At 59.9% G+C, this 10,360-nt stretch carries 11 protein-coding genes; 2 read left to right on the top strand and 9 right to left on the bottom strand.

Annotation, left to right across the window (positions count from 1 at the left end):
- Nucleotides 1-91 precede the first annotated feature (91 nt).
- The 8 genes from Q0949_RS20570 to Q0949_RS20535 all read right to left on the bottom strand — a co-directional run bounded on the left by Q0949_RS20570 (nucleotide 92) and on the right by Q0949_RS20535 (nucleotide 6,904).
- Nucleotides 92-505: a universal stress protein gene (locus Q0949_RS20570; RefSeq protein ID WP_299376995.1), complete on the bottom strand. Its 414-nt coding sequence runs from the start codon at nucleotides 503-505 to the stop codon at nucleotides 92-94.
- A 30-nt stretch (nucleotides 506-535) separates the two neighbouring features.
- Nucleotides 536-1,516: an alcohol dehydrogenase catalytic domain-containing protein gene (locus Q0949_RS20565; protein WP_299376993.1), complete on the bottom strand. Its 981-nt coding sequence runs from the start codon at nucleotides 1,514-1,516 to the stop codon at nucleotides 536-538.
- Nucleotides 1,513-2,274, bottom strand: coding sequence for an SDR family oxidoreductase (locus Q0949_RS20560; RefSeq protein ID WP_299376990.1), 762 nt, complete (start codon nucleotides 2,272-2,274; stop codon nucleotides 1,513-1,515). Before Q0949_RS20560 ends, Q0949_RS20565 begins: the two co-directional genes overlap by 4 nt.
- Complete coding sequence (gene hisD, locus Q0949_RS20555) at nucleotides 2,267-3,574, bottom strand: histidinol dehydrogenase (RefSeq protein ID WP_299376988.1); 1,308 nt, start codon at nucleotides 3,572-3,574, stop codon at nucleotides 2,267-2,269. Before hisD ends, Q0949_RS20560 begins: the two co-directional genes overlap by 8 nt.
- An 11-nt stretch (nucleotides 3,575-3,585) precedes the next feature.
- Complete coding sequence (locus Q0949_RS20550; RefSeq protein ID WP_299376985.1) at nucleotides 3,586-4,914, bottom strand: TRAP transporter large permease; 1,329 nt, start codon at nucleotides 4,912-4,914, stop codon at nucleotides 3,586-3,588.
- 5 nt (nucleotides 4,915-4,919) lie between these two features.
- On the bottom strand, nucleotides 4,920-5,438 hold the full coding sequence (locus tag Q0949_RS20545) for a TRAP transporter small permease (RefSeq protein ID WP_299376982.1): 519 nt from the start codon (nucleotides 5,436-5,438) through the stop codon (nucleotides 4,920-4,922).
- A 109-nt stretch (nucleotides 5,439-5,547) separates the two neighbouring features.
- On the bottom strand, nucleotides 5,548-6,696 hold the full coding sequence (locus Q0949_RS20540) for a TRAP transporter substrate-binding protein (protein WP_299376979.1): 1,149 nt from the start codon (nucleotides 6,694-6,696) through the stop codon (nucleotides 5,548-5,550).
- 22 nt (nucleotides 6,697-6,718) lie between these two features.
- Nucleotides 6,719-6,904 (bottom strand): hypothetical protein, encoded by a 186-nt coding sequence (locus Q0949_RS20535; RefSeq protein WP_299376976.1) that lies wholly within the window; start codon nucleotides 6,902-6,904, stop codon nucleotides 6,719-6,721.
- A 166-nt stretch (nucleotides 6,905-7,070) separates the two neighbouring features.
- Here Q0949_RS20535 and Q0949_RS20530 point away from each other — a divergent pair, with 166 nt between their 5' ends.
- Together Q0949_RS20530 and Q0949_RS20525 are read left to right on the top strand one after the other, a co-directional pair.
- Nucleotides 7,071-8,090 carry a LacI family DNA-binding transcriptional regulator gene (locus Q0949_RS20530; protein WP_299376973.1) on the top strand — a complete coding sequence of 340 codons (1,020 nt, stop codon included), beginning with the start codon at nucleotides 7,071-7,073 and terminating at the stop codon, nucleotides 8,088-8,090.
- A gap of 346 nt (nucleotides 8,091-8,436) precedes the next feature.
- The gene (locus Q0949_RS20525; RefSeq protein WP_299376971.1) at nucleotides 8,437-9,633 is read left to right on the top strand and encodes a site-specific integrase; all 1,197 of its coding nucleotides are present in this window, start codon (nucleotides 8,437-8,439) and stop codon (nucleotides 9,631-9,633) included.
- A gap of 400 nt (nucleotides 9,634-10,033) precedes the next feature.
- Here Q0949_RS20525 and Q0949_RS20520 read toward each other — a convergent pair whose 3' ends face one another.
- Nucleotides 10,034-10,297: a hypothetical protein gene (locus tag Q0949_RS20520; RefSeq protein WP_299376968.1), complete on the bottom strand. Its 264-nt coding sequence runs from the start codon at nucleotides 10,295-10,297 to the stop codon at nucleotides 10,034-10,036.
- Nucleotides 10,298-10,360 lie beyond the last annotated feature (63 nt).

Raw genomic sequence — 10,360 nt, 5'->3', positions numbered from 1 at the left:
ACGAACGACACGCCATTCGCAACAAGATCATCCGTGATCTTCTTGTCGATGTTCATGGAAAAAGAACCTTTCTTGGGTGGGTAAGGCGTCGCTAATGCGACGCGCGATGTACATGGACGGCGCACCCGGCATGGCGCACCACGCGCGAGGCGGTCGAACCGAGGAAATAGTCGGACAGGCCCGGCTTGTGCGACCCGATCACGATACAATCGATGCCGTTGGCATTGGCATAATCGATGATCGTGCGGGCCGAGTGCCCCTTGACGATGACCGGCGTGACACCGGGATGCTGGGCGAGCTTGCCTTCCAGATCGTCGCGCGCCTTCTGAAACCCCGCCGCAACGGTCGCCTCGTCCAGATAGGCGCTCACGGAGCCTTGCGGCGCTTCGTGGACGTGCAGGGCGATGATCTCGCTGCCGTCCGTGCGCAGGGCATGTGCGATCTCGAGCGTGTGCATCGACACGCCGTGGTCCAACGCCATCGGAACGAGAATTTTAGAGTACATGGCGTGTCTCCGATCGGATTGGTGAAAAGGTCATGCCCATGGGTCCAGTATGATCTTGGGTGCTGCAACACGGCTGGCGCGCAAATCGGCAAAGGCCTCGGGCCCCGCGCTGAGCGGGCGTTGCTCTGTCCAGTCGAGGGGGCCAAGCCGCCCGTCGAACATCGCCGCGCAGGTGTCGCGGAAATCCTGCGGCGTGTAGGCATAGGTGCCAATAAAGGTGATCTCCTGCAAAGTCATGCGCCGCACATCGAGACCGCCGGTGTCTTCGCCCAGGCCGATATGCACAATCACCCCGCCCGGTTCGGCCAACGCAGAGGCCGCAGACCGGGTCGCGGCATAGCCCACCGCGTCGATGACGAGGCCGTATTGCCCTGTCCCCGCGGGGACACATGCCTCATCGCATTGATATTCCAGAAAACTGCGTCGTGCTTTATTCGGCTCGGCTATAGTGACGTCCTCAATGCCCTGCGCCCGCAAGGCCAAGGCCGCAGCCAGGCCGATGGCCCCGCCGCCCAGCACCAGCGCCGTCCGTGTGGCACCGGGATCAAGCGCGGCAAGCCCCAGCCGCGCGGAATGCCAGCTGACGGCCAGGGGTTCGGCGAGTGCGGCCTTGTCCAGCGGCACGGCGTCCGGCACCTCGACCAGATTGTCATCGCGCATCGCCACATATTGCGCAAAAGCCCCCTCGCGCGGGGGCATGGAAATGATCATCCGCTCCGGGCACAGGTTCTCGCGACCGGACAGACAGGCCTGACAAGTGCCGCAGCTCACCAACGGGTTGATCGTCACGCGGGTGCCATCCCGCGCCCCGCCCTCGATCACGCCCGCCGCCTCGTGGCCCAGGATCAAAGGGGCCGGCCGCCGCGCGTCATGGCCCAGATAGGCGTGCATGTCCGACCCGCAGATGCCAGCGGACGAAACGCGCACCAGAGACTGGCCCGCACTCGGCTGCGGCTTGGACACGTCGCGCACCGCCAGCGTCTCGACCCCTTCATATACCATTGCCTTCATTTCGCGGTGAACCCTCCGTCAACCATCAGCGTCTGTCCGGTCACATATCCCGACGCGTCCGAACACAGGAACAGGATCGGCCCGTCGATATCCTCCATGCGGCCATTGCGGCCGATGCAGGTTTGCGCCGCGTTGCGGTCCGCGCGGTCAGGGTCGGCGAACACGGCCTGGGTCAATTCGGTCGGGAAGAACCCCGGACCGATGGCATTGGCGGTGATCCCGTGGGGCGACCACGCCTCGGCCATGGCGCGGGTCAACTGTCCGATGCCCGCCTTGGTCGTGCCATAGGCGATCCCGCCGGGAAAGGCGCGCGTGGTCTGCAAGGAGGCAAAGTTCACAATGCGGCCCCAGCCCTTGGCTTTCATCGCGGGCACAAGTGCTTGCGACAGAAAGAACGGGGCGGTGATATTGAGCGCAAGCGTCTGGTCCCAGCCTTCGGCAGTGACGTCATCCGCGGTCTGTCGCGTGTTGATACCCGCCGCATGGATCAGGATATCGGGGCTGCCGAACGGGGCTGCGATGGCCGCTGCCAGCGCCGGAATCCCGCCCCGGTCCGCGACGTCGGCGACAACCGACGCAGCGGCCGGGCCGACCTCGTCCACCAGGCCGTCAAGCGCCTCCGCGCGCCGGGCCACGCCCACGACACGCGCGCCTGCCCCCGCCAACGCGATGGCCGCCCGCCGTCCGAGGCCAGAGCTGGCCCCGGTGACGCAGGCCACACGGCCCGTCAGGTCAAACAATGCCCCAGGATCAGCCATTCGCGGTCAGATCAAAGGTTTCATCGGGGAAATACTTGGCCAAGCGCACGTCGGCTGCGCGGGCGTGCCCTTCCATCCCTTCGAGCCGCGAGATGCGGGCGGTGGCTTCGGCCACTTGCTTGGCCCCGTCACGGGTGGCACGCTGCCATGTGACAATCTTCATGTACTTGTGCACAGACAGACCGCCGGTATAGTTCGCAGCCCCCGAGGTCGGCAGCACGTGGTTTGTGCCGGTGGCCTTGTCACCATAGGACACCGTGGTCTCCTCGCCCAGAAACAGCGACCCATAGCAGGTCAGCCGCTCCAGCCACCACTCCAGATCCTCGGCCTGCACGGTCAGGTGCTCGGGCGCGTATTCGTCGGAACAGGCCGCCATTTCCTCGCGGTCGCTGCACAGGATCACCTCGGCATAATCGCGCCACGCGGCAAAGGCATTTTCGCGGTTCACCTCCGGCAGATCGTCGATCAGCCCCGGCACCATCTCCATCACCGTCTCGGCCAGCGCGCGGTCATCCGTCACCAGCCACACGGGCGAATTGTACCCATGTTCGGCCTGGCTGACCAGATCGGTCGCCACGATATGCGCGTCCGCCGTTTTGTCCGCGAGGATCAGGCTGTCGGTCGGGCCCGCGATCATGTCGATGCCGACGCGACCAAAAAGGATGCGCTTGGCTTCGGCCACGAACTGGTTGCCGGGGCCGACCAGGATGTTCGCACGTGGCAGGCCGAACAGACCAAAGGTCATCGCAGCGACACCCTGCACGCCGCCGAGTGCCATGATCTTGTCCGCGCCACACAGATGTGCCGCGTAGATGATGGCCGGGGCGACGCCGACGCCCGGCCGCGGTGGAGAGCAGGCCGTGATATGCCCACATCCCGCCACCTTGGCCGTCGTCACCGTCATGATCGCACTGGCGATGTGGCTATAGCGGCCACCGGGCACATAGCAGCCCGCCGCATCCACCGGGATTGCCTTTTGGCCCGCGATCATGCCGGGCACGATCTCGACTTCGACGTCCGAGACGGTGCCCTTTTGTGCCTCGGCAAACCGTTTGACGTTTTCATGGGCGAACTGGATGTCGGCCTTGAGCTTGTCGGGTACGAGGTCAGCGGCCGCCGCGATTTCTTCGGCGGTGAGCATGACATTGCCCTCGTAACGGTCGAACTTGGCCGCATATTCCATAGCCTTTGCGTCGCCGCCTGCCTCGATATCGGCCAGGATGGTCTTGACCGTTTCGTGCACTTCCGTGGCGTCGGATTTGGCCGTCAGGGTCGCTTTCTTGAGATACTCGCGTGTCATTTTCAAAGGTCCTACTTGTAGATTTCGGGCAGGAACGTCGTCGACAGCGCTGGCACATAGGCGATCAGCAGCACGACGATGAACATGCACAGAACAAAGGGAACGGCGCGGACGGCGATCTTGAGGATGGATTCCCCGGTTATGCCCGACACCACAAAGAGGTTCAGCCCGAGCGGCGGCGTGATGAAACCGACACCCAATGCGGTGATCATCATGATACAGAACTGGATCTCGTTCATGCCGATATTGTCCGCAAGCGGCTTGAGGATCGGCGCGAGGATCACGATGTTCGGCGTGGTTTCCATCACGCAGCCCGCCGCGATCAGGATGCCGATCATCAGCAGGATCAGCAGCCACGGTTCATCCGTCAAACCGGTCACGGCGGTCACGAAGCCCTGTGGCACGCCCATGATCGCGAGCGCCTCGGCCAGCGGCGCGGAAAAGGCGATAATCGGCAGGATGACACCGTTGACCTTGGCCGAACTGACCAGCATCGCAGGAAAATCCGCAAGGCTGAGCGTGCGCAGGATGAAGCCCATCATGATGGTGACAACGACGGCGGTTGCGCCCGCTTCGGTGGGGGTCAGCCGGCCCGAGAAGATGCCGTAAAAGATGATGCCGGGCACGATGAACGCGTACCAGCCGGATTTCAGCGACCGCCCCAGATTGCCCATCCATTCACCGAATGTCATCTGGCCGCCACCCTCGTAGGCATAGATGCGGTTGACGATCAGGTTGGTGATCAGGATCGAAATCAGGATGCACAGACCGGGGATCAGCGCGGCAAGGAACAGTGTCGAGGCCGATATGCCCAGCACAAGGCCGATGATGATATAAGCGATGGACGGCGGGATCAGGATGCCGGTGCAGGCCCCCGCGGCGACCAGTGCGCAGGCGTATGGCCGGGGGTAGCCGGATTCGACCAGCCGCGAGATCGTCATGCGCCCCACAGCGGCAGCGCCCGCCGCATCAGAGCCCGAGATCGCCGCAAACATGCCGCAGACCAGCACCGTGGCCGACCCGAACCCGCCCTTGGTGAAACAGGTCAGTGCCTCGGCCACGTCGAGGAATTTCCGACTGAGCCCGGTGCGCACAAGTACGTCACCCGTCAGGATAAAGAGCGGAATGGCGGTCAGCGCAAAGGCGTCGATGCCGGTAAAAAGCTTTTCGCCCACAAGGCTGAGGGGCAGATCACCCGACATTGTCAGCATCAGGATGGCCGAGGTGCCGATGGCGGCCCACACGGGCACGGCCAGTGCGATCAGGGCGACGAAGATGATCACGGGCAGATAGAAATCCCACCCAAGTTCAACCGTTTGTTCAAAGGTTTGCCAGAGCATCTGCGTTATCCTTCGTCAAACAGGGTGTCGCCCTCGAACACGGGCTTGCCCGTGCGAAGACAGTGAACATCGCGGATCATGGATTGGATCAGCCGGATGACGATCAGTCCAAAGCCGACGGGGACCGCCATGAGGAACCAGACCTTGGAGACCCGCAGCCCGTCCGTGACCGACCCGAACTTGGCCGAGACATGGACGGATTCGTAAGACCAGTAGAGCGCGATGATCGCGACCCCGAACATCACCAGATCGCCCAGGATATAGAGCAGCGCCTTGGGCCGGGGCCCGAGGTAGTGCATCACCACATCAATGCGGATATGCGCGCGTTCCTTGACGGCGGCCGCGGCACCGATCCATGCAAGATAGATAAACGAGTATCGCACAATCTCCTCGCCCCAGATCGATGAGAAGGAGAAAACTTCGCGGCGCAGCACTTCGATGGCCATGGTGATGACGAGCATCACGTAGAAAACCAGAAGCAGCCAACGCTCGGCATCGCGGTCAATTCGGCGCAATATATCCATGTCGGAACCTGCAGATTAGCCAAGCGGAACCGGCGCGCGCAGGCGCGGTCGATCTCTCGTGGCGGAAGGAAATGCCGGGCGCGCAGGGAGCCGCGCCCGGTCAGGCGACTTACGCGTCGTGCACGTAATACTTGCCTTGGGTGCTTGCGGCCTCTTCCATCTTGGCAAAGTTGTCCATGGAACCGGCCAGCTCGACCTTGAACTCATCCCATTCGGACCGCTGGTAGCCGCCTGCGGCCTTCCATTCGGCCAGTTGGTCCTCGCTGAGCGAGTGGAACTGGACGCCCGCCTTGACCAGTTCGGCCATGGCATAGGCGCGGGCCGACGGCACTTTGGCGAGGTTCTGGTGCGCCGTCATCTCGGACCCCCACATGATACCGTCCTGCACGTCCGCAGGCATGGAGTTGAACCATTCGAGGTTACAGGAATAGACTTGGCTGTCCGGCACCGCCTGGGTGAAGGTCACGTGGCTCAGGATATCCTTGAACCCAAAGACTTCGAGCGCGCCCACGGACGGATCAAGCGCGTCTGCAACGCCCTGCTTGATCGCCGAAGGCGTTTCACCCCAGGCCACAGGTGTCGGGTTGGCGCCGACCATGCGGTAATACTGTTGCAGCATCTTGGAACCGGGCACGCGGAACTTGACGCCTTGCAGATCGGACGGCGTGATCACGGCACCTGCACCGCCTTTGCGCACCGCGACAACCCTCGGGTCGATGTTGACATAGAACAGTGCCTTGAAGCCGTTTTCCTCGACCTTGGGTTCCACCGTGTCCTTCCAGAATTGCGAATTCACCAGGTTGGTGAAACGCTGGTTGGAGCCGCAGAGATACGGCATGTTGATCAGGTCAACGGTCGATGCAAAAGGGGCAAAGTTGGACAGCGAGTGCTGTGCCGCCTGAATGGTGCCACCCTGAACGGCCTGCACCAGAGCACCACCGGCCCCCAGCTGACCACCGGGCGCGAGCTTGACGTAGACCTTGCCGTTGGTCGCGTTCTGGATGTTTTCCTTCAGGTCCAGCTGCATGATCGGGTAGCCGCGAGACGCGCCGACGGGATAGGCCGTTGCGAGCACCATCACATGATCGGCCGCAGCCTCGCGGGTGCGTTCCTCGTTCGCGCTCTGGGCGGCGGCTTTGGACGACCAGAGCATCCCGCCTGCCCCGGCCACCATGGCTGCGGTAAAGCTGCCCGTTGCCGTCAGTTTCAGAAAATTACGGCGCGCGGCCGACGCAAGATCCTTGCGGTCATTGTTCATTTGGTTTCCTCCCAGAAAGTCCTTAACTGCCGTCTTTGTTTTTTCGGTCAGCTTCTTTTTGAAGAATGGCGACGACAAACAGGATCGACGCGGCAAACAGAACCAACATCTCGCCGACATCCCCGAGGAATGCGCTCGCGGCAAAAGCCCCCAATGCGACATTGGCGAAATACACGACAAAGACGATCAGAGACGCAGCAAGAAACATTGAGGACAGCCTGAAATGAGTGTTGTTCCACCCGTACTGTAAGCGCTTACATTTGATTCGTGCAAGCGCTTACATCCGAGTCGTGCAAACGCGCTGATCCGCGATGAACTCTTTGACTTTATGAAAGATAGCGTTCAAGAAAATTGAAACACAGACAGGCAGGATCATGTCTTCAGTCCGAACCGTACCCACCCTCGACGATGTTGCCCGAAAGGCCGGCGTCTCGACGGCGACCGTGTCGCGTTGCCTGAACTCACCTGAGCGTGTGGTGGAACGGACGCGCACCAAGGTGATGCGCGCGGTCGAAGACCTGGGGTATACGCCAAATTTCGGGGCCAAGGTCATGGCCGCGAAACGTACCTTCACGATCGGGGCGATCATCCCCACGATGGAGAATGCCATCTTTGCCCGCGGGCTTCAGGCCTTTCAGGAGGAGTTGCACGCCCGCGGTTATACACTTTTGGTGTCCAGCACCTCGTACCGCCCCGAGATTGAGGCCGAGCAGGTGCGCGCGCTGGTGGCACGCGGCGCGGATGGGTTGCTGTTGATCGGGTATGCCAGGCATCCGGATCTGTATCGCTATTTGCGGCAACGCGAGATCCCGACCCTTCTGGCATGGGCCTTCCTGCCCGGCGCAGATCAGCCCTGCATCGGGTTTGACAACCGGCGGTCGATGCAGGCGCTCGCGAACAAGGTGATAGCGATGGGTCATCGGGACATCGCGATGATTTCCGGCATTGTTGAAGGCAATGACCGCGCCGAGGGCCGACGGCAGGGGATCATCGATGCCCTGTTGGAAAACGGCATGGATCCCGCAGCAATGCCCATCATCGAAACGCCGTATGATATCGACAACGGCGCGGAGGCTTTCGAGCAACTCCTGCGGGGCGGAACGCGGCCCACCGTCGTGATGTGTGGCAATGACGTTCTGGCGGCAGGTGCGATGCGCCGCGCGCGCGAGTTGGGCATTTCCGTGCCGGATGACATTTCGATCACCGGGTTCGACGACATCGAACTGGCGCGCATTCTGACACCGTCTTTGACCACCGTACATGTCCCCCACCGCGAAATGGGGCGCCGCGCGGCTGCCGAATTGGTCCGCATGGTCGAACACGAAAGCAAGGGGCAGCCGGAACAGCTGGACAGTTCCATCATGCTGCGCGACTCGCTGAAACGGATCCCCTGACCGGCAAAAGGCTCGCAGCCTGAAACGCGTTGAGGCCCCTGCCCGCCATCACGCCCGGGCGGTCGGGTGCAACAGGCGACCACAATGACGCAATCTGTGACAAAAAGGTTTGAAAGGGTGGAATGGTGCCCCCACACGGACTCGAACCGCGGACCTACTGATTACAAAAACTATTTTCGGATATTTCCACCTGACTACACACTGCACCACACTTCACCACAAGGTATTGTAAATTATATCATTTTTGAATTTCCTCACTAATTACTTTACTATGTAGCAGCACGCAAAACTACACAGATTGGTTGCTGCGTGGTTGCTATCCAAAAATTAAGGTGAGGATCTTTCGATGAAACTGTCGAAGAAACGGATTGATGTTGCCGAGCCAAATGACGGCAAACCGTACTATTTGTGGGACCAGACTCTTGCGGGCTTCGGGGTCAAAGTGCTACCCTCTGGAAAGAAGCGATACGTTGTCAAATATAGAGCTTACGGTGGGGGGCGATCGGCGACCCAACGCTGGATGACACTTGGCACTCATGGCGAAATACCGCTTGAGAAGGTTAAGGATCATGCTCAGCAGATACTTGCCGCCGTGAAGCGCGGGGAAGACCCTCAAGGCCAACGGTTCGCGCTCAGAAAAGCCCCTCGACTAAACGATGCTTGGGAGAGGTTCGCTGCCGGTGAACTGAAGGAGAAGAAACCACTTACGATCCGCGATTACTGTTCAAACTATGAGAACCTGATCGGCCCGAAACTCGGCACAAAGCCAATTGCCGAGATTAGCCGCGCAGACGTTGACGCCTTCCATCGTGCACTAGCCAAGACGCCATTTCGGGCGAACCGAGCCGTTGCGTTGCTTTCCAAGCTAATGACCCTGGCTGAAATGTGGGAGTGGCGAGACCAAGGAACCAATCCTTGTCGCTATGTGAAGAAAAACAAGGAGCACAATCGGGAGCGCTTTCTGAGTGTCGCTGAGCTTTCACGGATTGGCGAAGCTATGCGCGACCTCGTTCAGGAAGGTGACATCTGGCCAAGTATGGCGAACGCGTTGACGCTGCTGCTGTTGACCGGGGCTAGGAAAAACGAAGTCCTCACATGCAGATGGGCGTGGGTATCTTCGGAAAACAGCCTCATCGTTCTGCCGGATAGCAAGACCGGCCAAAAGTCCATCTTTTTGAGTGAGCAGGCAGTGCAGATATTGCGGCTGCAGCAGAAACACAGCCGCGATCCACAATCCCCCTTTGTTTTCCCAGGACTACGGAAAGGGCAGTGTTTGGTGAATATCTCCAAGCCTTGGGCGCGCATATGCGAGCGGGCTGAAGTCGAGAACGTTCGCATACACGATCTCAGGCACACCGCCGCAAGTATTGCGGTGGGTGAAGGCGTATCTCTGCCGATTATCGGACGGCTTCTTGGCCATAGTCAGCCGCAAACGACTGCTCGGTACGCTCATGTCGACAGCGACCCCGCAGTCATCGCCGCAAATGCCATTGGAGCAACTATTTCCCGCATATTGGAAGGGCCTAGCAGAGACAAGAAGTGATCTTCGTTTGCCATAGAGTTGCACACTGCGCCACGCGGTAGCTCCACCTATTGAGCACGTCAGACCTCAGACGTTAGCGCTTTGACTGTCTTTCTTAAGGCAGCAATGCACGCGCAAAAAAAAGAGGTGAGAAATGTCGACATTGAACCCGGAGAGGCTGCTCACTACAGCAAAAGCAGCCCGGTATCTTGATGTTTCCGAAGATTATCTAAACTGGTGTTTTTCCAATAGTGAAGGTCCATCACCTGCACCGGCCTCGAATACCAATTGGCGACATTATTCAATCACTGTGTTAGATGACTGGCTGAGACAAGAAATGTTCTTCAAGTCTCTATAGTCAGAAGGTAGCCATTGATTTTGACATTCAAGGGATTTCAGAGAGCAAAAACTGCTATACTATTCAAGACGAAAAGTCCGAGGCTTTGTCACGAATATTCGAAAGCCTTTCGCCATCAATCAACCATGTACTGTCACCCCATTCCGCAACGAACAGCTCGATGCCTTCATAGTCCGGCTCGTCGAAATATGATGCGGACAGTTTCTGGAAGCGTTCAAGCAAGTCAGCATAGTAATTGATGGGAGGGTCGGACTTGTTGGCGCCGTATCGGTGGAACCAGAGGTTAAGTTCCCAGTTTTCGACCCGAGCGACCCTGATCAGCCCCACTTGAGTGGTCCAATTTGATTGTTAGTGCATGATCGGCCTTTGGTCCATCTGGACGATGGTTTC

The organism is uncultured Tateyamaria sp. (assembly GCF_947487805.1).
GTDB lineage: Bacteria > Pseudomonadota > Alphaproteobacteria > Rhodobacterales > Rhodobacteraceae > Tateyamaria.
This window is presented reverse-complemented; position numbering and strand designations above follow the sequence as displayed.

What these genes read in the sequence shown, in the direction of transcription:
- Q0949_RS20545 (WP_299376982.1), bottom strand. Translation starts at nt 5,438, where the DNA reads ATGGATATATTGCGCCGAATTGACCGCGATGCCGAGCGTTGGCTGCTT.
- Q0949_RS20535 (WP_299376976.1), bottom strand. Translation starts at nt 6,904, where the DNA reads ATGTTTCTTGCTGCGTCTCTGATCGTCTTTGTCGTGTATTTCGCCAAT.
- Q0949_RS20570 (WP_299376995.1), bottom strand. Translation starts at nt 505, where the DNA reads ATGTACTCTAAAATTCTCGTTCCGATGGCGTTGGACCACGGCGTGTCG.
- Q0949_RS20540 (WP_299376979.1), bottom strand. Translation starts at nt 6,696, where the DNA reads ATGAACAATGACCGCAAGGATCTTGCGTCGGCCGCGCGCCGTAATTTT.
- Q0949_RS20550 (WP_299376985.1), bottom strand. Translation starts at nt 4,914, where the DNA reads ATGCTCTGGCAAACCTTTGAACAAACGGTTGAACTTGGGTGGGATTTC.
- Q0949_RS20530 (WP_299376973.1), top strand. Translation starts at nt 7,071, where the DNA reads ATGTCTTCAGTCCGAACCGTACCCACCCTCGACGATGTTGCCCGAAAG.
- Q0949_RS20525 (WP_299376971.1), top strand. Translation starts at nt 8,437, where the DNA reads ATGAAACTGTCGAAGAAACGGATTGATGTTGCCGAGCCAAATGACGGC.
- Q0949_RS20560 (WP_299376990.1), bottom strand. Translation starts at nt 2,274, where the DNA reads ATGGCTGATCCTGGGGCATTGTTTGACCTGACGGGCCGTGTGGCCTGC.
- hisD (WP_299376988.1), bottom strand. Translation starts at nt 3,574, where the DNA reads ATGACACGCGAGTATCTCAAGAAAGCGACCCTGACGGCCAAATCCGAC.
- Q0949_RS20565 (WP_299376993.1), bottom strand. Translation starts at nt 1,516, where the DNA reads ATGAAGGCAATGGTATATGAAGGGGTCGAGACGCTGGCGGTGCGCGAC.